General features: G+C 63.4%; 25 protein-coding genes. 14 read left to right on the top strand and 11 right to left on the bottom strand.

Annotation, left to right across the window (positions count from 1 at the left end):
- Nucleotides 1-29 precede the first annotated feature (29 nt).
- Nucleotides 30-635, top strand: a complete 606-nt coding sequence (locus AACH55_RS06390; RefSeq protein ID WP_338718595.1) for a C40 family peptidase — start codon at nucleotides 30-32, stop codon at nucleotides 633-635.
- A 91-nt stretch (nucleotides 636-726) separates the two neighbouring features.
- On the opposite strand, the gene AACH55_RS06385 is transcribed toward AACH55_RS06390, so the two are convergent.
- Nucleotides 727-1,743: a patatin-like phospholipase family protein gene (locus AACH55_RS06385; RefSeq protein WP_338718594.1), complete on the bottom strand. Its 1,017-nt coding sequence runs from the start codon at nucleotides 1,741-1,743 to the stop codon at nucleotides 727-729.
- Between the two features lie 134 nt (nucleotides 1,744-1,877).
- Here AACH55_RS06385 and AACH55_RS06380 point away from each other — a divergent pair, with 134 nt between their 5' ends.
- The 3 genes from AACH55_RS06380 (at nucleotide 1,878) to AACH55_RS06370 (ending at nucleotide 4,346) form a co-directional block, all read left to right on the top strand.
- The gene (locus AACH55_RS06380; protein WP_338718593.1) at nucleotides 1,878-2,777 is read left to right on the top strand and encodes a hypothetical protein; all 900 of its coding nucleotides are present in this window, start codon (nucleotides 1,878-1,880) and stop codon (nucleotides 2,775-2,777) included.
- An 11-nt stretch (nucleotides 2,778-2,788) separates the two neighbouring features.
- Nucleotides 2,789-3,379, top strand: a complete 591-nt coding sequence (locus AACH55_RS06375; protein WP_338718592.1) for a YigZ family protein — start codon at nucleotides 2,789-2,791, stop codon at nucleotides 3,377-3,379.
- Nucleotides 3,380-3,488: 109 nt separating this feature from the next.
- A complete protein-coding gene (locus AACH55_RS06370; RefSeq protein WP_338718591.1) occupies nucleotides 3,489-4,346 on the top strand; it encodes a hypothetical protein in 858 nt (285 codons plus the stop codon).
- 21 nt (nucleotides 4,347-4,367) lie between these two features.
- Here the strand turns inward: AACH55_RS06370 and AACH55_RS06365 are convergent, their stop codons facing one another.
- Together AACH55_RS06365 and AACH55_RS06360 are read right to left on the bottom strand one after the other, a co-directional pair.
- On the bottom strand, nucleotides 4,368-5,075 hold the full coding sequence (locus AACH55_RS06365) for a transcriptional regulator NanR (protein ID WP_338718590.1): 708 nt from the start codon (nucleotides 5,073-5,075) through the stop codon (nucleotides 4,368-4,370).
- 149 nt (nucleotides 5,076-5,224) lie between these two features.
- Nucleotides 5,225-6,175 carry a LysR family transcriptional regulator gene (locus tag AACH55_RS06360; protein WP_338718589.1) on the bottom strand — a complete coding sequence of 317 codons (951 nt, stop codon included), beginning with the start codon at nucleotides 6,173-6,175 and terminating at the stop codon, nucleotides 5,225-5,227.
- Nucleotides 6,176-6,304: 129 nt separating this feature from the next.
- On the opposite strand from AACH55_RS06360, the gene AACH55_RS06355 reads away from it, so the two are divergent.
- A complete protein-coding gene (locus AACH55_RS06355; RefSeq protein ID WP_338718588.1) occupies nucleotides 6,305-7,225 on the top strand; it encodes a dihydrodipicolinate synthase family protein in 921 nt (306 codons plus the stop codon).
- Between the two features lie 134 nt (nucleotides 7,226-7,359).
- Complete coding sequence (locus tag AACH55_RS06350) at nucleotides 7,360-7,944, top strand: flavin reductase family protein (protein WP_338718587.1); 585 nt, start codon at nucleotides 7,360-7,362, stop codon at nucleotides 7,942-7,944.
- A 29-nt stretch (nucleotides 7,945-7,973) separates the two neighbouring features.
- On the opposite strand, the gene AACH55_RS06345 is transcribed toward AACH55_RS06350, so the two are convergent.
- From AACH55_RS06345 to AACH55_RS06335, 3 genes are all read right to left on the bottom strand, one after another.
- Nucleotides 7,974-8,618 (bottom strand): winged helix-turn-helix domain-containing protein, encoded by a 645-nt coding sequence (locus AACH55_RS06345; RefSeq protein ID WP_338718586.1) that lies wholly within the window; start codon nucleotides 8,616-8,618, stop codon nucleotides 7,974-7,976.
- 326 nt (nucleotides 8,619-8,944) lie between these two features.
- Complete coding sequence (locus tag AACH55_RS06340; protein ID WP_338718585.1) at nucleotides 8,945-9,277, bottom strand: hypothetical protein; 333 nt, start codon at nucleotides 9,275-9,277, stop codon at nucleotides 8,945-8,947.
- 44 nt (nucleotides 9,278-9,321) lie between these two features.
- Nucleotides 9,322-9,594, bottom strand: a complete 273-nt coding sequence (locus tag AACH55_RS06335) for a hypothetical protein (RefSeq protein ID WP_338718584.1) — start codon at nucleotides 9,592-9,594, stop codon at nucleotides 9,322-9,324.
- A gap of 573 nt (nucleotides 9,595-10,167) precedes the next feature.
- Here AACH55_RS06335 and AACH55_RS06330 point away from each other — a divergent pair.
- From AACH55_RS06330 to AACH55_RS06315, 4 genes are all read left to right on the top strand, one after another.
- The gene (locus tag AACH55_RS06330) at nucleotides 10,168-10,953 is read left to right on the top strand and encodes a response regulator (RefSeq protein WP_338718583.1); all 786 of its coding nucleotides are present in this window, start codon (nucleotides 10,168-10,170) and stop codon (nucleotides 10,951-10,953) included.
- 9 nt (nucleotides 10,954-10,962) lie between these two features.
- Entirely contained in the window at nucleotides 10,963-13,668 is a 2,706-nt protein-coding gene (locus AACH55_RS06325) for a hybrid sensor histidine kinase/response regulator (protein ID WP_338718581.1), read from the top strand.
- An 83-nt stretch (nucleotides 13,669-13,751) separates the two neighbouring features.
- Nucleotides 13,752-14,033, top strand: coding sequence for a type II toxin-antitoxin system HicA family toxin (locus AACH55_RS06320; protein WP_338718580.1), 282 nt, complete (start codon nucleotides 13,752-13,754; stop codon nucleotides 14,031-14,033).
- Nucleotides 14,021-14,347, top strand: a complete 327-nt coding sequence (locus AACH55_RS06315; RefSeq protein WP_338718579.1) for a type II toxin-antitoxin system HicB family antitoxin — start codon at nucleotides 14,021-14,023, stop codon at nucleotides 14,345-14,347. Before AACH55_RS06320 ends, AACH55_RS06315 begins: the two co-directional genes overlap by 13 nt.
- An 18-nt stretch (nucleotides 14,348-14,365) precedes the next feature.
- Here AACH55_RS06315 and AACH55_RS06310 read toward each other — a convergent pair whose 3' ends face one another.
- Nucleotides 14,366-14,584 carry a hypothetical protein gene (locus AACH55_RS06310; protein WP_338718578.1) on the bottom strand — a complete coding sequence of 73 codons (219 nt, stop codon included), beginning with the start codon at nucleotides 14,582-14,584 and terminating at the stop codon, nucleotides 14,366-14,368.
- Nucleotides 14,585-14,670: 86 nt separating this feature from the next.
- Nucleotides 14,671-15,093 (bottom strand): DUF4260 domain-containing protein, encoded by a 423-nt coding sequence (locus AACH55_RS06305; RefSeq protein ID WP_338718576.1) that lies wholly within the window; start codon nucleotides 15,091-15,093, stop codon nucleotides 14,671-14,673.
- A gap of 108 nt (nucleotides 15,094-15,201) precedes the next feature.
- Here AACH55_RS06305 and AACH55_RS06300 point away from each other — a divergent pair, with 108 nt between their 5' ends.
- On the top strand, nucleotides 15,202-16,107 hold the full coding sequence (locus AACH55_RS06300) for a LysR family transcriptional regulator (protein ID WP_338718575.1): 906 nt from the start codon (nucleotides 15,202-15,204) through the stop codon (nucleotides 16,105-16,107).
- Nucleotides 16,108-16,114: 7 nt separating this feature from the next.
- Here AACH55_RS06300 and AACH55_RS06295 read toward each other — a convergent pair whose 3' ends face one another.
- Both AACH55_RS06295 and AACH55_RS06290 read right to left on the bottom strand, forming a co-directional pair.
- Nucleotides 16,115-17,908, bottom strand: a complete 1,794-nt coding sequence (locus AACH55_RS06295) for a GGDEF and EAL domain-containing protein (RefSeq protein ID WP_338718574.1) — start codon at nucleotides 17,906-17,908, stop codon at nucleotides 16,115-16,117.
- A gap of 13 nt (nucleotides 17,909-17,921) precedes the next feature.
- A complete protein-coding gene (locus AACH55_RS06290) occupies nucleotides 17,922-19,658 on the bottom strand; it encodes a methyl-accepting chemotaxis protein (protein WP_338718573.1) in 1,737 nt (578 codons plus the stop codon).
- A gap of 243 nt (nucleotides 19,659-19,901) precedes the next feature.
- On the opposite strand from AACH55_RS06290, the gene AACH55_RS06285 reads away from it, so the two are divergent.
- Complete coding sequence (locus AACH55_RS06285) at nucleotides 19,902-20,927, top strand: MerR family transcriptional regulator (RefSeq protein ID WP_338718572.1); 1,026 nt, start codon at nucleotides 19,902-19,904, stop codon at nucleotides 20,925-20,927.
- Between the two features lie 95 nt (nucleotides 20,928-21,022).
- Here AACH55_RS06285 and AACH55_RS06280 read toward each other — a convergent pair whose 3' ends face one another.
- Nucleotides 21,023-22,744 (bottom strand): methyl-accepting chemotaxis protein, encoded by a 1,722-nt coding sequence (locus AACH55_RS06280; protein WP_338718570.1) that lies wholly within the window; start codon nucleotides 22,742-22,744, stop codon nucleotides 21,023-21,025.
- Nucleotides 22,745-23,175: 431 nt separating this feature from the next.
- Between AACH55_RS06280 and AACH55_RS06275 the strand changes: the two genes are divergently transcribed.
- Nucleotides 23,176-24,774 (top strand): diguanylate cyclase, encoded by a 1,599-nt coding sequence (locus tag AACH55_RS06275; RefSeq protein WP_338718568.1) that lies wholly within the window; start codon nucleotides 23,176-23,178, stop codon nucleotides 24,772-24,774.
- Between the two features lie 62 nt (nucleotides 24,775-24,836).
- A complete protein-coding gene (locus tag AACH55_RS06270; RefSeq protein ID WP_338718567.1) occupies nucleotides 24,837-25,694 on the top strand; it encodes a MetQ/NlpA family ABC transporter substrate-binding protein in 858 nt (285 codons plus the stop codon).
- Nucleotides 25,695-25,791: the final 97 nt, after the last annotated feature.

Genomic DNA, 25,791 nt, shown 5'->3' with positions numbered 1-25,791 from the left:
TCCCGCAATCCTATTTTGAGAGGATCCCGATGACCCTACGCCGATCTGACCGAATCCGACGACAAACCGCTCGCGCGTGCGCGCTGGCGGCCGGCCTCTGGATCAGTGCATCGGCCTATTCCGCTGACCTTTCCCTGGCAGCGCAGGATCTTCCCCCTCCCCAGGCAACATCGCCGCAAGCCCAGCAGCTGATCAGCAAGACCAATCTGGCCATTGCCCGCCTGCAAGACATCACCAACCGCGCATCCGAACTGGCCACCCAGGCCCTGGCCATGCTGGGCATCAATTACCGCTACGGCGGCAATTCGCCCGATACCGGCCTCGATTGCAGCGGACTGGTGCGTTACGTCTTCAAGGAAGCGTGGGGCACCGACCTGCCGCGCACTTCGCTGGAAATCAGCCGCGTCGGCGAAAAGATCGGCAGTGACAACCTGCAGCCGGGCGACCTGGTGTTCTACAACACCCTGCGCCGTGGCTTCTCCCACGTAGGCATCTACCTGGGCGACGGCAAGTTCATCCACTCCCCCTCGGCCGGCGGCCAGGTGCGCATCGAGAGCATGGACGAGTCCTACTGGAAGAAGCGCTTCAATGGTGCACGCCGCATCATCGCCGGTGACGACGATCAGCAGAAATGATCACCATCACGGTGCATACCCCATAGCAAAAGGCCGCTGGATCAGCGGCCTTTTCGTTTCCTTCATATCTCCTTGAAAAACGGCTGAACCATCAGTTTCCGGTGGCCATCAGCTTGAGCTTGCGCCTGATCTCCGGCATGGCGGCCATCGCTGCCTGTTCACCGGCCAGGATAGCCACGTTGCGGTTGGCGAAGTCACTGCCCTTCATCGCGCCCAGGCCCGGCTGCAGCACGATGTCGGCATTCTTCAACTCATACTGGTTGATGGTCTGGCCCATGATGGCGAAGGTCTGCAGCAAGACGTCGATGGAGCTGCTGGAGGCCGCCTGCGCCTCCGGATTGGACGAGATGTTGACCGCAATCACGAAGTCCGCCCCCATCTGCCGGGCAAAGCGCACCGGCACCGGCGACACCAGCCCGCCATCCACATAGGTGTGGTCACCGATCCTGACCGGCTGGAACACCCCCGGCACCGCCGACGAAGCCCGCACCGCGATGCCGGCATTGCCGCGCTGGAACAGGATGGGCTGGCCGGTGCGCAGGTCGGTCGCCACGGCGCCGAAGGGAATCTTGAATTTCTCGATGGGAACGTTATGCACCGCCTTGTTGACGTAGTTCTGCACGCCCTCCCCCTTGATGACGCCACTGACCTTGGCAAACAGCGGCACCGACCAGTCCGAGATGGCCGCCTCATCCATGGCCAGCGCCAGCTTCTGCAAGGCGAAGCCATCGTTGCCGGCCGCATAGAGTGCGCCCACGAGGCTGCCGGCACTGGTCCCGGCCACCACGTCCACGGTGATGCCCTGGGCTTCCAGCGCCTTGATCACGCCGATATGCGCAAAGCCACGCGCCGCGCCGCCGCCCAAGGCCAGGCCGATCTTGATCTTGCGCGGGGTGGGCGCGGCCGCAGCGCTGGGTGCAACCGGGACCACGGGAGCCACCGCGCCATTAGTAACATTTGTTACGTTCGTACCGGCCGTGACCGTCGCGCCGCTGGTCTCGGATGGCCTGGAGGCTACACCGGCCGGCAACAAGGACGAGGTACCGCAGGCAGAAAGAAGCAAGGAAGAAGCGATGGCCGCAGCCATCAGACGGAAGGAGAAGCGCATGACACGAAGAGTCAGTGACGAAGCCCGACATTGTACTGCAAGCGCCATTGCCGCCCGCAGAGCGCGGCAGGCGGTGGTGTAGAATGCGACCCCGGCTTTTCGATTCAGTCCAGGCGCCGCGGCGTCACAGTCCCATGAATATCGTCATCAACGAAGAACTGAAACAGTACATCGATCCCCTCACCCCCAACGAATACGCCGCGCTGGAGCGCAGCCTGCTGGCCGAAGGCTGCCGCGATGCGCTGGTGCTGTGGGGGGATGTGCTCATCGATGGTCACAACCGTTACGAAATCTGCAGCAAATACGACCTGCCCTTCAAGACCATCCAGAACGACAGTTTCCAATCGCTGGAAGATGTGCTGCTGTGGATGATCGATAACCAGCTCGGCCGCCGCAGCGTCTCCGACTTCCAGCGCGGCATGCTGGCCCTGCGCAAGCGCGACATCATCGCCGCGCGCACCAAGGCCGAGGCCAAACCGGCCAGGTCCGCGGCCGACGAGACCGCCCCCACCGAAGGCGCGGCCGCAAGCGAACCCGCTGAGGCCGGCGACGATCCCTGGCACGCCGACGACAACACCGGCCGCATCAAGACCCGCGAAGACATCGCCCGCGCCGCCGGCATCAGCAGCGCCACCATCGGCCAGATCGACCGCATCCGCAAGACCGCCGCACCTGAACTGGTGGAGGCCGTGCGCAGCGGTGCCATTTCCATCAATGCCGCTGCCGCCGTGGCGACCCTGCCCAGCGAAGTGCAGGTCAGCGCCGTGGCGGGCGGCAAGAAGGAATTGCGCGAAGCCGCCAAGAAGGTACGCGAACAGAAAGCCGCCACCCGCACCCCGCGCGCGCCCAAGGTCGACGATGGTGCAAGCGAAACAGCCATCCCGCTGGTGGAAGGTCAGGAAAACGAACTGACGGCCACCCTGCGCCGCGAGATCGCTACGCTACAGGCCCGCGTGGCGCGCCTGTCCGAAGAAAACCAGGGCCTGCGCGCCGAGCTGGCGCTGCTCAAGAGCGCCGCTGCGCAGCAGGACTGAGGCCGCACCGCATGGCCACCTTCACCCTCGCCCAGCGCGCCGAGATCGAACTGGAGATCCGCAAGAGCCGCTTCATCGGCATCGTCATGCCGGTGCCCGGCCGCGAGGCGGCCATGCAGGAGATCGCCAGGATGCGTGAGGCCCATCGCAGCGCCACGCACGTCTGCTGGGCGCTGATGGCCGGTGGCCAGTCGGGCATGTCCGACGATGGCGAACCGTCCGGCACGGCCGGACGCCCGATGCTGGAAGTGTTGCGCCATCACGAACTCGATGGTGTGCTGGCCATGGTGGTGCGCTATTACGGTGGCGTGAAACTGGGCGCGGGCGGCCTGGTACGGGCCTATACCGATGCCATCGCCACCGCCCTCAAGAGTACGGAACGCACCGAACGCGTGGCCCAGGCCGAGATCGAAATCGGCGTGGTCTATTCCGCCGAACCACAGCTGCGCCACTGGCTGGCCCAGCAGAAATACGAACTGCTGGCCAGCCGCCACGACACCCTGGCCCACCTTCATCTGCGCCTGCCCGAAGCGGCGCTGGGGCAGGCGGAAGAAGCCATCCGCCGGCTCTCGTCGAACGCAGAGATCAAGCGCCTGCTCTGATTGCGCGGCAGGGCTGCTACGCGCAGCCGAACTGTGCGAAGATCGCGTGCGCCGCGCAGCCTCGGGGAAGGCCTGGCGGCCATCACCACGCCACCAATCAGGGGAAGCCATGCCACCAGACCAGAGTGATTTCGATCCCGTTCTCTTCATCAAGGACGGCCCGTCAACGCCTTTGCTCGACACCACCCGGTATCCGTACATGCTCAACGAGGACGGCAAAGGCCGTCAGAGCGCCACCGTCGTCGGCGAACTCATCGCGCTGGCACCGGAAGCACCGGCGCTGGAACGCGGCGTGACCTATCGTGACATTGCGCACTGGCAACGCACGGTTACGCCCAAGGACTGGCCCGCCTACGAGATTACCGAATTTGATTTTCGCGTCCCCGAGGTACGCTACGAGCCGCTGCCTGCCACGCCGGAGAACGCCCAGGCATTCGGCGCCACCCTGCTGCGCAGCGGCCAGTGCCTGCGCTTTGCCTATGACGGCCTGGTCATGGCCGAGTACACCTATGGCAAATGGGCCGGCTATGAATCGCCCTACCTGGGCGATGGCCGCAGTCGCGAGCTGCTGACCTGGAATGCCACCGACCTCGAGTATCACGACTTCGCCCACATCTTCTTTTCACGCGGGCCGGAACCGCTGGTGATCACGGTGGCGCGCTGGCGGCCCTACGTCAATGAAATCAGCCTGGCCGACCTGTGGGTCGAACCGGGTGATGCCCTGGTCATCCCACCCAAGCGCATGGCGCCGCCGCCCACGCCGGGTATGAGCGAAGAAGAGAAGCGCCTGCTGGTGGTGGACATGCACAACAACCGCAATTCAGCCCAGGCCTGCCGCCGCTATGACGGCCCGCCCGGCCTGTTGACGGTCACGGTGCTGGGTGATGAACAGGTGATGTCGGCGCCCCTGACCCGTCCTTACTATCACGAAGAAAAACAGCCTACCTGGCACGGCATGTTGCGCTAAGGCCGAGCGGCGCGGGCCGGCTTACTGCTGGCCCAGCTCCCGATACAGATCATTGGCGCGCATCAAATGCGCACGCATCGCTTCGGCTGCGGCGTCGCCATCATGGGCGGCAATCGCATCGACGATGCGCTGGTGTTCGGTCAGGGTAAGTTCCTCCGCGCCCGGGGCGCGCACCAGCGTGATGTAGAACTCGCTGGCCCAGCGGAACATCGATTCGACGATGGAAGGAAAGATGGGATTGCCGCTGATGTCGGCAATCTCGCGATGGAAGGCCATATCCCGCTCGATGAAGTCGTCCAGGTTGACCATCGAAGCCCGGTGCGCGGCGATGGCCTCGCGCAGGCGCGCGATCTGCTCTTCGGTGGCACGCTCGGCAGCCATGCGGGCGGTACTGGTTTCCAGGAAAACGCGCGCTTGCTTCATATGTTTCAGCATGTCCGGCTTGGTACGCAGCAGGTGCTGCGCACCGGCGGTGATCTGCGCGATCAGCCGGTCGGCCGTCAGATCGACCACGCGCGCCCGTTCACCGTGGGCAATTTCCACGAAGCCGGAGCGCTCCATGGCCTGCAACGCTTCGCGCACGGCCGGACGGCCCACACCGTACTGCTCCATCAGGTCACGTTCGGAGGGCAACTGCGAACCGGGCGGAAATTCTCCCTGATGGATGCGCGCCATCAGGCGCTCAAGTACTTCCTGGTATAGCTTGCGTCGCTGTATCGGTTCCCGCATGGCTGGCTGGTCTCAGAGGCTAGGTTTCGTTGGAGGCGCACTCTACCACAATCCCGCGCCAGCACTGTGATTGCGGCCGTTGAGCGCAGGTAGCGCCGCAGTGGTACGTACCACTGAATGGCGCCCAACAATGCCGCCCACTCCACACCTCAGCAGCGCACCGGCCGCTCCCGCAACAGGCGCACGAATGCCTCGCCCGCGCGCGACAACTGACCTCCCTTGCGCGTGACGATGCCGATGGTCTGCGACATCGAGCGCAGCTTCACCGGCAGGATGCGCAGCATACCGCGCTTAACGAACATCTCCGCCACCGCCGTGGGCAGGATAGCCACCATGTCGGTGCCCTGCTGCAACAGTGCCACCGTCACGAAGGTCGAGGCGGTGGAAATCGCATTGCCCGGCATGCTCACCCCGGCCAGGTCCATCTCCCGTTCCAGCACCGCGTGCAGCGGCATGTGGCTGGGATAGGTGACCCAGCGATAGCCCGCCAGCGCGGCCAGACTCATCTGCCGGCCGCGCACACGCGCATGGTCGGCCGACACCACCACCGACAGCGGCTCTTCGGAGAGCGGCTGGTAGTGGTACTTGCCGGGATTGTCCGAGACACTGGCGCGCGCCACCAGCAGATCCAGATGGCCTTCGTCCAGCAGGCTCAGCAATTGCACACTGGTCTCTTCGACGATCTCGATGGACAGCTCCGGATGACGCCGCTGCATCGCATCCACCGCCGGCACCACCAGCGCTGGCAGCGCCCCCATGACCGCGCCGATGGCCAGCCGTCCGCCGCGTCCGGAGCGGATCTGCGCCATCTCCTCACACAGCGAACCGAGGTCGGTTGCCATCAGCCGCGCATAGCGGATCACGCAATGGCCGAACTGATTGGGGATCAGGCCGGACCTGGTGCGTTCGAACAATTGCGCATCCAGCATCGATTCCAGCTCGGCCAGCGACTTGCTGGCCGCCGATTGCGTCATGGCCAGGGCGCTGGAGGCCTTGTGCAGGGACTGATGATCGTCCAGGGCGATGAGCAATTGCAGCTGCTTCATGCGCAGGCGGGACAGGAGACTGTTCAGGCTTTGCTGACTGGGCGCGGGTTTCATGGGCGATTCCAAAAAGCGATCACATGATGGAAAGTCTTCACTATACAGCCCATCGGCCCGCACGTATATTGAGCTCCATTGCAAGCCGCCATCCCTTGATGGCCCACGACAACCACGACGGAGACTCCCATGAGCACCCCCATCTACCGCGGCGTATTCCCGGTCGCCCCGACCATCTTTGACGAAAACGGCAAGCTGGACCTGGAAGGCCAGAAGCGCGCCATCGACTTCATGATCGATGCCGGCTCCAACGGCATCTGCATCCTGGCCAACTTCTCCGAACAGTTCGTGCTCTCCGACGAAGAGCGCGTGCTGGTGCAGGACACCGTGCTCAAGCACGTGGCCGGCCGCGTGCCGGTGATCGTCACCACCACCCACTTCGGCAGCCAGATCTGTGCCGAGCGCAGCCGCGCTGCGCAGGATGCCGGTGCGGCCATGGTGATGGTGATGCCGCCGTATCATGGCGCCACCTTCCGCGTCTCGGAAAAACAGATCTACGAATTCTATGGCCGCGTCTCCGACGCCATCGACATCCCCATCATGATCCAGGATGCGCCGGTGGCCGGCACGCCCCTGTCGGCCCCCTTCCTGGCGCGCATGGCCAAGGAAATCGAGAACGTCTCCTACTTCAAGATCGAGACTGCCGGTGCCGCTTCCAAGCTGCGTGAGCTGATCGAACTGGGCGGCGACGCCGTGGTCGGCCCGTGGGATGGCGAAGAAGCCATCACCCTGATCCCCGACCTGGACGGCGGTGCGACCGGCGCCATGACCGGCGGCGGTTATCCGGACGGTATCCGCAAGATCGTCGATGCCTATTTCGCCGGCGACACCGAAAAGGCCGCCGAGCTTTACATGCAATGGCTGCCGCTGATCAACTATGAAAACCGCCAGTGCGGTCTGTCCGCATGCAAGGCGCTCATGCTCGAAGGCGGCGTGATCAAGTCCGACATGCTGCGTCATCCGCAGGCACCGCTGCACCCCAAGGTGCGCGAAGGCCTGCTGCGCGTGGCACGCCGCCTGGACCCGATGGTCCTGAGCTGGGGCAAATAAGCCTGCCGACAGTACAGGATGCCATCCACAACGGGAGCTTCGGCTCCCGTTTTTCATTGCGCAGGTGTGGCTGTCCCAACGACGGCACGCGGCGTTCTGTGTCATCCTTGGCTCTTTTTCCGCAGGAGCCCCTCATGCACCAATCCAGCCATTTCCGTCCTGTCGCACTGGAACACGCCAGCCGCCTCATCAACCACGGACCGACGGTGCTTGTGAGCAGCGCCCACGGCGCACACCGCAACATCATGGCGGCGGCCTGGTCGATGCCGGTGGAATTCACGCCACCGCGCATTGCCGTGGTGATCGACAAGAGCACCTACACGCGCGAGCTGATCACGCAATCGGGCAGCTTCGGCATCATCGTTCCCGGTGCGGCACAGATGGACCTGACCTATGCGGTAGGCAGCGCGAGCGGACGCGATGAGGACAAGTTCGCCCGCCACCGGATCGCCGCGCTGGCCGGTCCGGTGCTGGGCATGCCGGTCCTGCAGCAAGGCTGTGCGGCGTGGATGGAATGCCGCTGGCTGCCGCAGGGCCAGACCGAAGACGCCTATGACACCTTGTTCGGCGAAGTCGTCAGCGCGGCGGCCGATGTGCGCATCTTCGAGAATGGCCACTGGAACTTCACCGCTGACAATGCCGACCTGCACACCCTGCATCATCTGGGCGCGGGCAAGTTCGTGGTGGCCGGCAACCAGGTCCAGGCGCGCCTGGACTGAGGCGGCCAGCCACGCAGGCCGCGCCGGTCTCAGCAGGTCTGGATCGATTCCGTGAAGCAGTAACCCACGCCGTGCAGGGTTCGCAGTGGCAGCTCGTACATGGTGCTGTCGCGCCATTTGCGGCGCAGGCGACTGACGGTCTTCTCCAGCACGCGCTCGTCGAAGCCGACCCAATCCGCGCCAAACGCACGGGCGATGGCCATGCGGTCGGCCGCGTGACGCGTATTCTCGGCCAGCAGCTTGAGCAAGGCGGCTTCGCGGGAATTGATTTCTACCGCATCGTGCTGGGGCGCGCGCAAGGTACGGGCGGCCAGGTCGAGCGACCAGGCTTGCGGCGCCATCCGGCGCAGCATGACTTCGATGTAGGCATTGAGCAATTCCAGCCGGTGCGGCATGGCTTCGCAGAAATCGGCACCGCGCTCCAGACCGGCGATGCGCACGACCTTGCTCTCATGCTCTGCGGCCATCAGCAGGATACCCATGCGCGCATTGGCCGCGCGCAACTGCCTGGTCAGCGCATAACCGGCTGCGCTGGCCTGCCCCACATGGACGATGGCGATCTCGCCCAACTGGGCTGGCATCAACAACTCCTCGCCATCGGCCACCACGCGGCTGACCTCATGACCCTGGTCTTTCAAAAATCTGCACAAGCTGCTGTTGCGATAGTTTTTCAAGACATCTTCTATCAACAAAATGCTGGCCATACGGACTGACCTCCCCTGATCTTGTAGCGGTTCTTGTTCCCTGGTGGACCGTCCCTGACAGTCCGTTCTGGTTGTGTCGTGGCAGCATCACGCTGGCGGAGCGGCGGGCGATGGCCTGGTGACGAAGAGGAAATTTAGCGCAAGAATTCCGGCGCTGGTCCGGTCGGGTTTTGCAACTCGGATGCATGTTTCTGGAACAGCGAAAAATATTTCGCAGTGCCAAGATCGGGCAGGACAGCAGGTCCGACGCGCGTCGGAAATATAAGGTTCACCGATAAAAACCGGGAGGCCGATGGTTATGAGTCCGGGCGACCCACATCCGTGCAAGCCTTTAGGCATGCGGATTTTCCAGCCCTCTTCCGCTTGTTGATCCACAGTTCCAGCAGCAGGCAAAGATAGATCGCCGCTGTCAGCGCCAGGCATATCCGTGCGAGCCCGCCCGCAACTTCGCTGACCGGGCGCGGCCCCGGAAAAATGTATTCACATGCGATCAGTACAAGGCAGGTCATTACCCCGCACCCGATCGAGAGCAAAAGACGTCTTGTGTGGGAGAACGGAGAACCGGCTTGCGGACGAGTGGAGAGGGCCCCTTCCCACAGGAACTGGAGCAATAACCAGATGAGTTCCATACCTCACATTCCTTCATCCACTGAAAAAAAGAAGATGATCTCCATCACGCTGTCGCAAATACTGAGATGGTGAGCACGATGGCGAGCAAAGAGACGTTAGAGATCCCTGAATAGGCAGACCATGGGATTCTGCTTTTCACGGCATCACGATCAATTTCCCGCGACCACTGAACATTTCCTCTGACCCAAATCTGAAACGAGGCATGAAATACAAGCAGTCCTCCGACAATTAAAAGGTGCAAGGCTGAGACACCGCCCGCCCAAAGCGCACTGATCAAGCCAACCGCACTCATAGAATAGAGGTACAACAATCTCATCCATTTCTCCACCAACTAGCCGGAAAAATCCCCGGCCGATATCCATCGGCTTACCAGTCCAGACGTACTGCTGCAACACCACCAAAGAACGCCACACAAGGAACGGGCAGATCGCTGAAAAAATCATCTCCAGCTCAAGCGATAACTGAGTGAGCAAGACCACTCCTTCATCGCCAACCACAACCGGGCGCATGCTGCCACAGGCACTCTCATCAGCTATCGTTCGAGACGGAATCCCCTCGTAATCTCGAAATTATTCGCACTTTGTCTAGTTTTACTTTTCCTGAATTGACAAATTGTTTTTACAGATAACCTGAGCTTCGTCTCAAGAGGAAAAGCGGCGAGTCCGTCTCCACGCCTGGCTCATCCGGAAACTCCATGACAGACACATCCACTGCACTCAGACAGCCCTTCGCATAGGGATATAGAAATTTTTCGACGATTTACTCATCAATGTTTTGCCTCTCCATCGCATAGTTTTGATGGCCGGAAAAATATTTTCCACCCGGCCCTTTTCGCTTCGTCTCATCCCCATTTCGCGGTAACGTCGCACAGATTTCTGATGAGGCAAACATGGTCTACAAATCGTTCCACCCGGCCTACGCCGGGCCTTTGGCGGGGCAGCGCATCCTGGTCGTCGACGACGCCGAGGACGACCGCACGCTGCTGTCGGATTTCCTGCTGCGCCACGGCGCGCGGCTGTATGTGGCAAGGGATGGGCAAGACGGTTATCGCAAGGCGCAGACCGTGCGGCCGGACCTGATCCTGATGGACATCCGCATGCCGGTCTATGACGGGCTCACCAGCTGCCGGCTGCTCAAGGCCAATTCCACCACGCGCAACATTCCGCTGATCTTCCTCTCGGCGGCCGCGTCCACCGAAGAAAAAGTCAACGGCCTCACCGTGGGCGCCGTCGATTACATCACCAAGCCCTTCGATTTCGAGGAAGTACGGCTGCGCCTGTGCGTGCATCTGCGCTCGCCCGTGCATGCGGATCTGCCGCCGATCAACCAGTCGCCCGGCGTACACGGTGGTTCCAGCACCTTCGACATGGTGCTGTTCCAGGCGGCGCGCCGGCTCATGCTGGACAAGCTGGACCAGCCGCTGGGCCTCAATGCCCTGGCCGCCGCCGTGGGCACCAATGCGCGCCGCCTGTCGAGCGCCTTCAAGCATTGCGCCGGGGTGACCGTGTTCGATTTCCTGCGCGAGGAACGGATGAAGGAAGCGCGCCGCCTGCTCTCCGAAAGCACCCTCGAGATTGGCGCCATCGCGCTGGCCCTGGGTTACAGCAATACGGCCAATTTTTCCACGGCCTTCCGCGATCGCTTCGGGATGCCGCCCAGTCAGTTCCGCCGCTGATCCGTTGCGATGGGATGTCTGCGCGCAGCACTGCTGTTTCCCTGGCTGTTGCTGTGTGCTCTGCTGAGCGCGCCGGCCCTGGCCGTGCCGCTGCCCCCGACCATCGAACTGGCGGGCATCCCGACGCGCCTGGTCATCACGCCACAAGTGCACATCCTGCGCGACCAAACCGGTAGCGAGCAACTGGCCACCGCACTGCACAGCACACAGTGGCAGGACATCGACGTCCCCATGCTGCAGGAGGGCTACAGCACCGGCGCCTTCTGGCTGCGCGGCCAGGTCCGCAATGACAGCGACGAGCATGTCACCCGCTGGCTGGCGCTGGGCTCGGCGCGGCTGCAGGATGTGCGGCTGTACTGGCTGCCACCCGAAGAGTCCTCCGGCCAAGGCAGCCAGGTCACGCCGCGCTACGCCGGCACCCTGCATCCGCTCTCCGAACGCGAGATCGTCAGCCGCACTCCGATGTTCCCGCTGACGCTGGCACCGGGCGAGCAACGCCAGTGGGTGCTGCGCATCGCCGGTGACTCGGCCATCGATCTCAACGTCACCCTCTGGGAACCGGCCGCATTCCGCCAGGAAGAAGGACGCGAACTGGCGATCCAGGCCTTCGTGCTGGGCGTGTCGCTGTTGCTGGTGGCCTATGCGCTGATCCAGGGCATTGCCTGGCGTGACCGCGGCTTCGTGCTGATGGCCGCGTGGATCGTCACGGCGCTGGCCTACATCTGCGCCTTCCAGGGCTATCTCCAGCTGTACCTGTTTGCGCAGGGCGCTGCATGGATCGTGCGCGCGCCGGCCACCCTCGGCTGCCTGGCCACCCTGCTCTACGTGCGCATGAGTTACGTGCTGGTCGGGCTGCACCGGCTGCACGTCTGGAAAATCGTTTATACGGCGATGCAGGCGCTGCTGCTGGCTGTGATCGCCTGGACGGCGCTGGGCGATTACCGCATCACCGCACCGCTGGCCAATGCCGCAGGTGGACTGGCCTATCTGATCTGGCTGGCATCGATGCTGCATGGCTGGCGCCGTGGACTGGCGCATGCGCGGCTGCTGACGCTATCGTTTGCGCTGGCCTGGCTGGGCATGTCGCTCAAGCTGTTGGAACTCAACGGGCTGGTGGATCGCAGCCTGCTGCCGGACTGGCATTTTGCGGCGCTGTTCCAGATGGGTCTGCTGTGCCTGACCACGGTGGTCGTCATCGGCCGCGCGCTGGAACTGCACCGCAAGCATGACCAGATGCAATGGGCCATGCTCTATATGCGGGTGCGCGAGCAGCTGAAGCTGGAACAAGCCGTGGCGACCCGCACCCGCGAACTGCGCGAAGCGCTGGAAGCGGCCGATCAGGCCAACCGTGCCAAGACCGGTTTCCTGACCCGCATCAGCCATGACCTGCGTACCCCGTTGACGTCCATCCTCGGCTTTGCCGACATGCTGCAGACCGGTGGCGACGAACGCGCGCGGCATGGCCGCATCATCGTGCGCAGTGCGCGCCACATGCTGGCCATGGTCAACGACCTGATCGACTACGCACGCGGTGATCGTCCCGATCTGCCGCAACCGGCACCGGTCTATGTCCACGCGCTGTTGCAGGAGATCAGCCAGGAAGCCGCGCTGCTGGCGCAACGCCAGCACAATGCCTTCGGCCTGCAGGTCGCGCCCACGCTGCCGCCGGTGCTCACGCTGGATGCCCGGCGCGTGCGGCGCATCCTCGGCAATCTGCTCGACAACGCTGCCAAGTACACCCGTGACGGCCGCATCGTGTTGCAGGTGCTGTGGCACCCGGCCTCGGCGCAGTCCGGTATGGGTGTGATGGAAATGCAGGTGCGCGATACCGGCTGCGGCATCCCGCTGCATTTCCAGAGGCGCGTGTTCGAGCCCTTCGAACGCGCCCATGCGGATCGCTCGCAGCCGGGCATCGGGATGGGCCTGACCATCGTGCGCCAGTGGATCCAGCAGATGGGCGGCCAGGTGGCCCTGTCCAGCCAGCCCGGCCAGGGCACCACGATGACGCTGCGGCTGCCGGCGGCCATTGGCAGCGAACACGACATCGCCCGCCATGACGCCCCGGAAGACGCCGGCGGGCGCCTCCTGATCGACGGCGAGGGACGTCTGGTGCTGGTGGTGGAAGACCACGCCGACATCGCCCATCTGCTGGGCGACCAGCTCGGCAGCGTCGGCTTCGCGGTGGAACTCTATGCCGATGGCGAGAGTGCCATCGCCCGCATCGCCGCGCAGGATGCCCCCGTGGTGGCGCTGGTGCTGACCGATTACCAGTTGCCGGGTCTGCATGGCGACGCCGTGCTGCAGGCTGCGCGCCAGCATCTGCCGGGCGTGCCGGTACTGCTGTTGTCGGCCACGCTGCAACCGGAACGGGGCGAGGATGAAGGAGAACAATTCGATGCCTGCCTGCTCAAGCCGGTCAATTTCCTGGAACTGCAGGAGACCATCGGCCGGCTGCTGGCGCTGGAAAAACAGCCGGTCCCAGGCAGCGATGATGCCGCCGCACCACCGCTGCAGCGCCCGCCGCCAGACGATCTGCGGCAAGCGCTGGCGCTCATCGAGATCGGCGCGGTGTCGGATTTGCTGGACTGGTGCGAGCGCCTGTTGCAGCGGCACCCGCAATGTGCAGGCTTTGAGGCAATCGCCAGGCAACTGGTGCTCAGAGCCGACCTGTCGGCACTGGAAGCCTTGTGCCAGCCGCCTCATCGAAAAAATTGAAAACCGGATGATGAGTTGCGGTGCCTGCCTTGTTTGGAAACACTACGCAGGCATGATATCATTTTTTGATATCAACACGCGCCATGAAAAGCATTCACCGGAGAACTCTTCTGGCCATCTTCAGCGACCCGCTGCCGCGCTCGCTCGAGTGGCGCCAGATCGAAGCGCTTTTCATGGCAATTGGTGCGCAGCTTATCGAGGGTCGCGGATCCCGTGTCCGCTTCATGATTGGAGAGGTCGTGGGAACATTTCACCGACCGCACCCCGCCAAAGATGCAAAGCCGTATCAGATCCGCGATGCACGTACCTTCCTGCTCAATGCAGGATACGGCCCCGAGAAAGGAATGAGCGAATGGGAACAATGACCTACAAGGGCTATGCAGCCCGTATCGAATACAGCGACGAAGACGAAAGCTTCATCGGTCGCATCGCCGGCATCCAGGATGTCGTCGGATTCCACGGCGATTCCGTGGCTGCGCTGAGGGCCGCTTTCGAAGAGGCGGTCGATGATTATCTGGAGGCCTGCGCCAAGGTAGGCCGGGCACCGCAAAAGCCGTTTTCAGGCAAGTTCATGCTGCGCGTCTCACCCGAAATCCATGCCCATGCAGCGACGATGGCCGAGGCACGCGGCATGAGCCTGAACGCATGGGCCGCGCAAGCCCTCGCGCTCTATCGCTGATGAACTTGCTGTTCGGGATCAGTACCGCTCCCGGCTACGTCCATCGTCCCGCGCCGCCTCACCTTCAGGCCGGCTGCGTTCCAGTTCGGCATGGCGCTGGTTGATCTGGTACTGCTCCTCGGCATGCTGGAACGCCAGTTGCTCCTTGGGCGAGCGGCTGCACGCACCCAGAGTCAGGGGAAGCAAGACCAGCATGGCGATCGAAGCCAACGGGAGGGGGGCCGGTCGGATTGTCACGGATAATCTCCAAAATTATATTTCTGCCCGGCAATATACCCCTCGCCAATTCGCAGTGCAAGCCTCTCCGCCAGTCCGCAGGCGGCTCAGCGGGGCTTGCCGGGTCGGCCGATGCGGCCCAGATGGGTCGCACCAAAACCTTCGCTGCGCTTGAGGCCGTACCCCAGGGAACGGTCAAATCCGATATGCGCCAGCCAGATCAAGGCCAGCGGCAGCAGCACAGGCGGACCGCCTGCCCCTGCCAGCAACAGGCACCCCAACGGGCCCAGCGTGCTGTGCGAAGCGTTGTAGGCCAGCGCCCCGGCACGCGGTCCGGCCAGGTAGCCGAGCAGGGCGAGGTCCGGCAGCAGGAAAGTGGCGCAAAACCAGGACCATCCCTCGCCCCAGCGGGCATAGGCGAGCACCGCCACCACCAGCAGCAGCGCGCCCTCCGCCCGCAGTACCCGGCGCACGCCGCCATTGACGGCGCCAACGTCGGCGTTGTGGGTGATTGAATCTGCTTTCAGCATGTCCGTGCTCCGATGCGATTGACGAGCCGTCATCATCGGTTAATATCCCGGAAAACAAAATTGCATGGAGTTGCCTGGCAGCCATGCAAAAATGCATAGGCGGACCATATGGAAAATCTCGACTGGACGCTCCTGCGCTCCTTCCTCCACGTGATGAACGAAGGCTCGCTCTCGGCGGCGGCGCGGGTGCTGGATCTGGCCCAACCGACGCTGGGACGGCAAATCCAGGCGCTGGAAGCCGCGCTGGGAACTCGCCTGTTCACCCGCTCGCAGACCGGCCTGCTGCCCACCGATGCCGCGCGCGAGCTGCTGCCGCATGCCCGGGCCATGGCCAGCATCGCCGCAGCGGCACAGCGCAGTGCACAGGATCATGGCAAGGAAATCAGCGGCACCGTCCGGATCACGGCCAGTGAAGTGATGGGCATGGAAGTGCTGCCGGCCATGCTGACCAGCTTGCGGCATCGCCATCCCGAACTGAAGATCGAACTGGTCCTCAGCAACAGCCTGCAGGACCTGCTGCACCGCCAGGCCGACATCGCCGTGCGCATGGTGCAGCCGCGCCAGGAGCGGCTGATCGCGCGCCGCATCGGCTCGGTCGAGTGCGGCCTGCATGCCGCGCGCGACTACATCAAACGTTATGGCCTGCCACGCTCGCTGGAGGATCTACAGCACCATGCCCTGATCGGCCCGGACAGCATGAGCCCGGCACTGCGGTCCCTGGTGCAGCGCTGGCCGCAACTGGACCCGGCGAGGCTATCCCTGCGCACCGACAGCGACCTGGCCCAGCTGAACCTGATCCGCGCAGGGGCCGGCATCGGCATCTGCCAGGCGCCGCTGGCGGCGCGCACCCCGCAGCTCACCCGCCTGCTGCCGCGCCAGTTCAGCGTCCCGCTGGAAACCTGGGTGGTGATGCACGAAGACCTGCGCCATCATCCTCGCTGCAGCAAGGTGTTCGAAGCGCTGGTGCGCGGCCTGTCCGGCTATCTGGGCATACCGCCACGGGCATGTCGATGAACGCGGCTCAGTCGCGTGCCGCGATCCAGTCCCAGGTATCAGCCGCCGACATCGGCCGCGCAATGCCATAACCCTGGCCGTACTCGCAACCGAGGTGATGCAGGATGCGTCGGCACTTCTCGGTTTCCACGCCTTCGGCCACCACCGCAAATCCCAGCTTCTGGCCGAGATGGATCATCGAGGGCACGATCTGCTGGTCGGAATAATTGCTTTCCATGGTGCGGATGAAGGATTGGTCGATCTTGAGGTAATCGGCCGGGATGTTCTTGAGATAGCTGAGATTGCTGAATCCCGCCCCGAAGTCATCGATGGCCACCTTCACACCCAGGCGTTTGATCTCCTGGATCTTGCCGTAGAGTTTCTCGGGATTCTTGCTCATCGCGCTTTCGGTGAACTCGATCTCGATCAGGCTGGCCGGAATGCGATGCCGCCGCAACTGCGCCGCCAGCGTCTGCACCAGATCGTCGTTGTCGAAGTCGCGTGCCGATACGTTGATGGCCACCGGAATGGCCCGCCCCTGGCCTGCCCAGGCGGCCGCCTGTTCGATGCCATGTTGCAGCACCCACAGGCTCACCTGGCGAATCAATGCCGTCTTCTCGGCCAGGGGAATGAAGAGTGCCGGCGAAATCACGCCATGCACCGGATGGCGCCAGCGCAGCAAAGCCTCCACCCCGGCGCACTGGCCCGAGGCCAGCGCCACCTTGGGCTGGTACTCCAGCCACAACTGGTCCACCGATTGCAATGCGGCCGGAATGGCCCAGAGCAGTTCGAAGGAATGCTTCTGCAGACGTCCCAGCGGCTGCTCGTAGCAGCACTGCAGGGAGCCGGACTCACGCGCCATGTCGGCCGCCGTCAGCAGGGACGGCACCAGTTCGTCGAGATCGGCGCATTGCGCCAGCGGCACGATGCCCACGGAGATTTCCAGACGGTGCGGGATGCCCTGATACTCCAGCGTCTCTGCAAAACTGCGCTCGACCTGCTCCGCCTGCTGCTGCCAGAGGTCGCGCCGCTCCAGGTAGGCAAAGGCCGTGGTGCCGATGCGATAGAGCGCGATCTCGCCCAGCGCCTGGCGCAGGCGCTCCTTGGCCTGCAGCAGGAAGCCCTCGGCGTAATCCCATCCCAGTGCCTTGATCATGTCGGCCAGATAGCCCCTGTCACAGACATCGACCACCACCGCCGTGAGCCGCTGCGGCAGGGATTCGGCACCGCACCCCACGGACTGCAAGGCCTGCAGGTCGGCCAGCAGGCGGCTGCGGTTGGGCAAGGAAGTGAGACTGTCGATGTAACTGGAAACACGCAGAATCTCCAGCCGCGCCATCACGATGGCGGCCAGCTGCGCCAGCGTGGCGCGGTCCGCCGCGCTGAACTGCACGCGCGGCGACTTGCCGATCACGCACAGCGTTCCCAGCCGCACGCCATCGGCCGCCTGCAGCGGCGCACCGGCGTAGAAGCGGATGCCCGGTTCACCGGTGACCAGGGGATTGCCGGCGAAGCGCTCGTCCCGGGTGGCATCGAGCACCACCATGACCTGCTCCTGCTCGATCACGTGGCTGCAGAAGGATTGCGAACGGGGCGTGCCGGCCGCCTTCAGCCCGCGCCGGGATTTGAACCACTGGCGGTTCTCGGCCACCAGCGATACCAACGCAATCTCGGTATCGAAAAGCCTGGCGGCAAGTTCGGTCACCAGATCGCACAGCACGTCGGGCTGGGTATCGAGTACGCAATAGGTATCGAGTACGCTCAGGCGCTGGTGCTCCTGTTCGGCCAGCGGGGCGGTCAATGGGAGGAGGTCTGCATGCATGACGTGGTGGCGCTCAGAAAGTAACCCATTCATCGGAGGCGCCCGCCATGGTCCGGCTGGGCAGAGGCGCCACCAGACGCGGTTCGCGAGGCGCCAGGCGCGACTTGACCGAGGCTGGTGCAACGGCAACGGGCGTGATTGGTTCGGCCAGTGGCACCGCAGCGGCGACCTCGATGGCGGCATCCTGCGCGCACTGCCCGTCGAGGCGGAAAACGCTGACCGCCTGCGCCAGCTCCTGCGCCTGTTCCTGCAGCGCCTGGGAGGCCGCAGCGGCTTGTTCCACCAGGGCCGCATTCTGCTGCGTCACCTGGTCCATCTGGCCTACCGCCTGGCTGACCTGCTCGATGCCGGAGCGCTGTTCTTCTCCGGCGGCGCTGATCTCGTTGATCATGCCAGTGACCCGTTGCACGCTCTCGACGATCTCGCGCATGGTGGCGCCGGCTTCGTTGACCAGCACGCTACCGGATTCGACCTTGGCGACCGAATCGCTGATCAAGGCCTTGATTTCCTTGGCGGCGGCCGCCGAGCGCTGTGCCAGGCTGCGCACCTCGGTGGCCACCACTGCAAAGCCGCGTCCCTGCTCACCGGCGCGGGCCGCCTCCACGGCGGCATTCAAGGCCAGGATGTTGGTCTGGAAGGCGATACCGTCGATGACGCTGATGATGTCCACGATCTTGCGCGCGGAGGCATTGATCTCTTCCATCGTGTCGACCACGCGGCTGACCACACCGCCGCCGCTGCTGGCGATGTCGGAGGCCACCTGCGCCATGCGGTTGGCCTCGCGCGCATTGGCGCTGTTCTGCTGCACGGTGGAGGTCAGTTCTTCCATCGAGGAGGCAGTTTCTTCGAGCGAACTGGCCTGCTGCTCGGTGCGCGAGGACAAGTCCAGGTTGCCGCTGGCGATCTGCGAAGAGGCCGTGGCGATCATGTCGGTGCCCCGGCGCACGCCGGCCACGATGCGTACCAGGCTGGCATTCATGTCCTTGAGCGCGCTCAGCAGTTCGCCGGTCTCATCGCGCGAACGCACCTCGATGCGCGCGCTCAGATCGCCCCCGGCCACCTGGCGCGCCAGCTTCACGGCCACCGCCAGCGGACGGGTGATGTTGTTGGCCAGCCACCAGGCCAGCAGCAGGGACAGCAGCACCGAAACCATGCCGCCCAGGATGAGGATCTTGCCGGTCAGCGCTTCGAGCGCATCGGCCTCTTCGTTGCGCTGTTGCAGCAATACGCTTTCGGTGCGATCCATCTCGGCGAAGATGGCCCGCATGTTGTCCATCTCTGCCTTGCCCCGGCCGGCTTGAATGAACGCCACCAGCTTGCCCATGTCTTCGCGGCCATCACGCACAGCGCGGCGCAGGGCCAGGGCCGGTTCGATGGCGCTGCTCACCCAGCGCTGCTCGGCCTCGGCCACCTGCTGCAGGCGCTGCTGCTGGGCGGGATTGTCGCGGGTCAGCTGTCGGGCTTTGTCCAGGTGCTCCTTGAAACTGGTCAGGCCCTGCTGCATGGGTTCAAGCGATGCCTCATTACCGGTCAGGGCGAAGCCGCGTGCCCCGGTCTCCATGTTGACCAGGCTCTCCAGCATGGCCTGCATCTCCGCACGCACCTGGTAGCTGTGGTCACTCATGTCGTTGGCGACACCGAGCCGTGCAAAATTGGAATAGGCCACACTGACCAGGATGACCAGGATGGCAGAGACCAATCCGAAGCCGATATACAGGCGGGTGCCGATTTTCAGGTCCGATATTTTCATGACGATTCTTTCCGGTGGAGCAGCAAGGTTTCTCGGGAGGGCGACGCTTTCCTTCACAGATCGCGCCGATTCTTGTTTTGATAAGGAGTTCTCACTTTGCACAAAAGCGTGACATACTGCCAAAAATCACCAAAACTGCCGGCAATATTTCGCTTAAAGCGTGCAGAAATTTAATTTGCAACGACTCTGAGCGGGTATATTCAAAAAATATCCGTACATTACAAAAAAATTTTCATTGGAAACGTGACAATAACAATCAAGCAAACCTCCTCTTCCACCGTGGCCCCTACCGAGCCAGAGGAACTCTCCGACCTGCCGCTGCTGCGGCCCGGTGCGGTCGCCCGCCAGTTGGGGATGTCGGTCGAGACGCTGCGTGCCTGGGAGCATCGTTATGGCATCACGTCGTCGCAGCACAGCGGCGGCGGCCAGCGCCTGTATTCGCAGGAAGACCTGCAGCGGCTGGTGTGGATCAAGACCCTGGTGGATGCCGGGCACCGTATCGGCAAACTGGCCGCACTCGCTCCGCAGGACTTGCAGGCCCTGGCGCAGGGCCTCTCAGCAGAGGGCGGCGCGGCCGCTGCAGCAGGCGCCGGCGCACTGGAGCGCCATCCCGCACCGCCCGCACGGCTGGCCCTGGCCGGACCGTGGATCGCCACCAAGGCGCTCGGCCAGGCGCTGGCCGAGCGGCAACTGCGCGTCACCACTGCGGTGGAAACGCTGGACGAACTCGATCCCAACCACTTCGAAGGCGACCTGCTGGTGCTGGAGAGCACCGTCTTGAAAAGCGACCTCGATGTCCGGCTGGAGCGCCTGCGCAGCGACCTCATCCAGGTGCCGGTGCTGATCCTGTATCGCTTCGGCGCGCCGGACATGGTGGCGCGCCTGACCGAGGCCGGGCACCGCGTGGTGCGCAAGACGGTGGAGGGAATCGACGTGGAATGGCTGTGCGAACTGGTCAGGCGCATGGAACCCGCAGCCAGCCAGAGCGCCAGCGAGGAAGAGTGGCTACCGGCACCGCGCTTCAGCGACAGTGCCCTGGCTTCGGTGTCGGACCAGTCTGATCGCGTGCAATGCGAATGCCCGCGTCACCTGGCCGAACTGCTGACGGCACTGGCCGGCTTCGAGCGCTACAGTCGCCAGTGCGAGGACGACTCCGAAGAAGAAGCCGCGCTGCACCGCGCATTGCGCATCGCCGCCGGACAAGCGCGCCTGCCGCTGGAAGAGGCCTTGCAAAAGCTGGCGCGCCTCAAAGGGATCACGCTGAGCTGAGCCCGCCATCTTCCTTCGAGGCGCGCAAAAAAAAACAGCGCGCCCGGTGGACGCGCTGTTTGCTCACGCTTGCCCTTGCGGGGAGATCGAGCGGGTCAGAACTGCTCCCAATCTCCATCGGCTACTGCCGGCTTCAGGGCTGGCTGAGCGGGCGGCAAAACCTTGGCCGGCGCGCTGACCTTCGGGGCCGGCTTGCGCGGCAGGGCCGCCGCACGCGGGGTGACGTCCACGGTACGCGGGGCGGCACTGGCCACGGCCGGACGCACTTCATGGCGATGGAGCTTGAAGATGCTGACCGTCTCCACCAGGCGGCCCGACTGGTCCTGCAGTGATCGGGCTGCGGCGGCGGCCTCTTCCACCAGTGCGGCGTTCTGCTGGGTCACTTCATCCATCTGCACGATGGCCTGGTTGATCTGCTCGATGCCATCGCTCTGTTCGCCGCTGGCCGCAGTGATCTCTGCTACCACATCGGTCACGCGCTTGACGCTGGCCACCACTTCATCCATGGTGGTGCCGGCCTGCGCCACCAAACGGCTGCCGCTATCCACACGCTCCACCGAGGCGTCGATCAGGGTCTTGATTTCCTTGGCGGCAGCGGCACTGCGCTGCGCCAGGGTGCGCACCTCGGAAGCCACCACCGCAAAGCCGCGGCCCTGTTCGCCAGCCCGTGCCGCTTCCACGGCAGCGTTCAACGCCAGGATGTTGGTCTGGAAGGCGATGCCATCGATGACGCTGATGATGTCGACGATCTTGCGGGAAGCATCGTTGATCTGACTCATGGTCTGTACCACTTCACCGACCACGCTGCCACCCTGGAGCGCTACCTGCGAGGCGCTGGCGGCGAGGGTATTGGCCTGGCGGGCATTGTCGGCATTCTGCCTGACGGTGGAGGTCAGTTCCTCCATGGCCGAAGCGGTTTCTTCCAGTGCACCGGCCTGCTGCTCGGTGCGCGAGGACAGATCCAGGTTGCCGGTGGCGATCTCAGCGGACGCGGTATTGATGGTGTCGCTACCCTGGCGCACTTCGCTGACGATGCGATGCAGGTTGGCATTCATGGCCTTGAGCGATGCCAGCAGCGCGCCGGTTTCATCCTTGGAGGAATCGTCGATCTGTACCGTCAGGTCGCCCTCTGCCACGGCCGAAGCCACGTTCACGGCCTGGTTGAGCGGACGGGTGATGGAGCGCGTGATCAACACGGCGGCCAGCACCGAGAGCAGCACGGCGACACCGGAAAGCACGATCACGGTGTTGACAGCGTTAGAAGAAACTTCATTGCCCTTGACAACGCTTTGATCCATTAGCGAGACCTGGTAGCCGACAAACTCCTTGAGCGCAGCAAGATACTTGTCCTGAGCCGGAATCGCTTCCTTGAAGAGCAAATCTGCTGCTTCTGTTTTTTTCTGCTGGCGCAGCAGTTCGAGTATCTTGTTACGCGGCTTGGCATATTCGGCGCGCGCCTCCTTGAGTTTCTCAAACAGTTCCCGGGCGCGCGGCATATTGAGGCGCTTCTCCAGGTCGGCCATCTGCTCGGTGACATCACGTGTGCTATTGGCTGCGCGCTCCAGGTACTTTTCAGTGGTCGCCTGGTCGGGGGCGATGATCGCATTGCGCAACGCCCGCGCAGCCGTATTGACCTTATCGGTGATCTGATTGCCCAGCGCCACCTTGGCATAGCGATCATTGACGATTTCATCCGTGACGGCGCTGACCGTCCCCAGATTCTTGACCGCAACCATCGCGATCACACACATGACTGCAATGAGTGCCGCGAAGCACGCGCCGAGCCGAACGCTGATTTTGATATCCGTGATTTTCATACTGCCCCCCTTGATCGTTTTATACCTGAGTCATCCCCAGAACCCGTCGTCCTGCACCCGCCCTCCAGCACCGGAACCAACTGACTATAAACGATTTATTTAATGCATTCGACAAAAATGATTTTTTAATCGCTTTGCCGTTGCATTTCCGCGCCACAGTTAGCAAAGTCATCATCCAGCGGGGAGCAATGGTGAGCATTGATGCCCGGAAACAGCCATTCCACGAGGAAAAAGCTCTGTGCAGCAACTGTTCCCGACTCACGCAAAAGCAACAGCGGGCTTAACCCATATCAAACATCACGCGCTTTCACCCGGAGATTTACCTTGCAAAAAAGGAAATCAAAAGCGATTTGCATTAAAATACAAATGGTGAATCTGATTAATTTGATTTCAGGTTAACACGACTCGCCAGAAGTCACCCGGAGTAGGCCATGCCCCTCAAACGTCTCAACAACAAGGTCAGGATCACCTCGCTGGTTCTGGTCATCCTCGGTAGCGCGCTGTTCGGCTATGCGCTGCTCAGTGGCAGTCTCAGCAGCCGTGAAGCGGCGCTCAAAAGCGGCGAGACCGCCACCCTCAACATTGCCACCGGTCTGGCGACACAGGTCAATCTGAGCTTTCGCGCCGCCGACCTGCTGCTCCAGGGCATCGCCGAACTCGACGGCAATTCGGCCCTGCCGGCCGCCGAGCAGCAGCGCCTGGTGCAGGACATGCTCACGCGGCAGAGCCAGCTCCTCCCCGAACTGGACAGCCTGTTGATCATCGATGATCAGGGTCGCACGCTGCAGCGCTGGCCGGACAAGCCTGAACCGTCCGGCGTACCGGGCACCGAGGCGGTGACGGCCATGGCACGCATGCAACCGCGCAGCGCGGGCAAGGCCACCGGTCTGCAGATCGGCTCGCCCGTCATCAGCAACGTCACCGGCCGCTGGATCATTCCGCTCACGTACCAGCGCCTGCATAGGGGCCAGCCGGCCGGCGTCATCCGCGTGGGGGTGAGCCTGGACCATTTCATGCGCCTGTTCAACGAAATCAACATCGGCAAGCAAGGCTCGCTGGTGCTGGCCAGCACCGACGGCACCATGCTGCTGCGCCGTCCCTACAACCCGGACACCCTGGGCCAGAGCATGGCCGCGCTGCCGCTCTACCGCGACCACGCCCAGCAGCGCCAGTCCGGCTGGGCCATGATCCAGTCGGCCCAGGATGGCGTGCTGCGCCTGAACTACTTCACGCGCGTGCCCGACTATCCGCTCTTCGTGACGGCCGCCCTGGCGCACGAGGAGATACTGGCCGACTGGCACGAGGCGCAGCGTGCGCAATTGCTGCTGATCGTCTCGGCGGTGCTGCTGGTGAGTCTGTTGACGGCCTACCTGCTGCGCGCCGTGCGCATGCGTGACCGCGCCGAGGAAGAAATCGAAAAGAAGAACCTGTCCCTGAAACTGCTCACCGAGAACCTGCGGGCGCAAGCCATGCTCGATGGCATGACCGGCATCCCCAACCGGCGCTATCTGGATGAGCAGCTGCAACTGGCCATGCAAAACGCCAGCCGCAGCAAGAGTCCGCTATCGCTGGTGATGTTCGATGTCGATTACTTCAAGAAGTACAACGATCTGTATGGCCATATCCAGGGCGACTACTGCCTGCAGGACATCGCCCGCGTCCTGCGCGGCGCGCAGCGCCGCCACGGCGATCTGGCAGCGCGTTACGGCGGCGAGGAATTCGCGCTGCTGCTCCCCGACACCGACCTGGACAACGCCCATCGCATCGCGCAGAAGGTGCTCGATGGCGTACGCGCCCTGGCCATCCCGCACCAGGGCAATGCCGCCGGCGTGGTCACCATCAGTGCCGGTGTGATGAGCTGTGTGCCGCGCAACGGCATGCGCATCGACGATCTCTTCGGCGGGGCCGACCGCGCCCTGTATCGCGCCAAGGAGAGGGGCCGCGACCGGGTGGAAGATTGCCAGCTGCCGCGCGCGGTGAGGACATCGACAGAGCACGCACCCGATGCCTCCGCCGGAAATCAGCGCTGAGGCTGCGCCGCGCATAAGCAAATCGCCAAAAGATGGTTGGCACGGCGCGCAGGATGACTATCATGGCGGCTTTGCCCTCGTCGCTCACCATGCATTCCCCTTCGCGCTTACGCAACACGCTGTGCCAGTTCGCCCTCGCCTTGTCCACATGGTCGCTGCTGCACAGCGGCGCCCTGGCCGCCGATCCCGCCCACACCACCCTGCGCCTGGGCGCCACCTCCGGCCCCTACAGCGATCAGCTGCGCTACGGCGTCGTGCCGGTGTTGGAAAAGCAGGGCTACAAGGTCAAGATCGTGGAATTTTCCGATTACGTACGACCCAACATGGCGCTGGCCGATGGTGATATCGATGCCAACCTGTTCCAGCACGAGATCTACCTCAAACGTTTCGCGCAGGATCATCAACTGAAGTTATCGGAAGTGATCAAGGTACCGACCGCCCCCATCGGCATCTACAGCAAGCGTCATCGCTCGCTGGCCGAGGTCAGGCCGGGTGCCACGGTGGCCCTGCCCAATGACGCCACCAACATGGCGCGCGCGCTGGGGGTGTTGCAGGAGATCGGCTGGATCAAACTCAATGAACAAGCCAATCCGACCCGCGTCTCGGAACGGGATATCGTCAGCAACATCAAGCAGGTCAAGCTCATCGCCCTGGAAGCCGCGCAAATGCCGCGCGCGCTGGAGGATGTGGATTTTGCTTTTGTGAATGGCGCCTTCGCCATTGCCTCCGGCCTGAAACTGACCCAGGCGCTGCATCTGGCCAGCGTGCCGGACTCCTTCCTGATGGTGGTGGCGGTACGCAGCGCCGATCTGGACAAGCCCTTCGTCAAGGATCTGCGCGACGCCTTCCGCTCACCCACCTATCGCAAGGCGCTGGATGAGCGATTTGAAGGTTACGTGCGACCGGACTACCTGAAATAGACAGGGACAGCAGGTCTGAAAAAAATTTACTCGCAATAAAATGAGCACCCTGGAGGCCTCTGCGGCACCTCCAGGGGAGGCCGGGAAACTGACAAAT

It is taken from the genome of Herbaspirillum sp. DW155 (assembly GCF_037076565.1).
Lineage (GTDB): Bacteria > Pseudomonadota > Gammaproteobacteria > Burkholderiales > Burkholderiaceae_D > Herbaspirillum.
The sequence above is the reverse complement of the archived record's forward strand: the minus strand, read 5'-3'. Positions and strand labels throughout refer to the sequence as shown.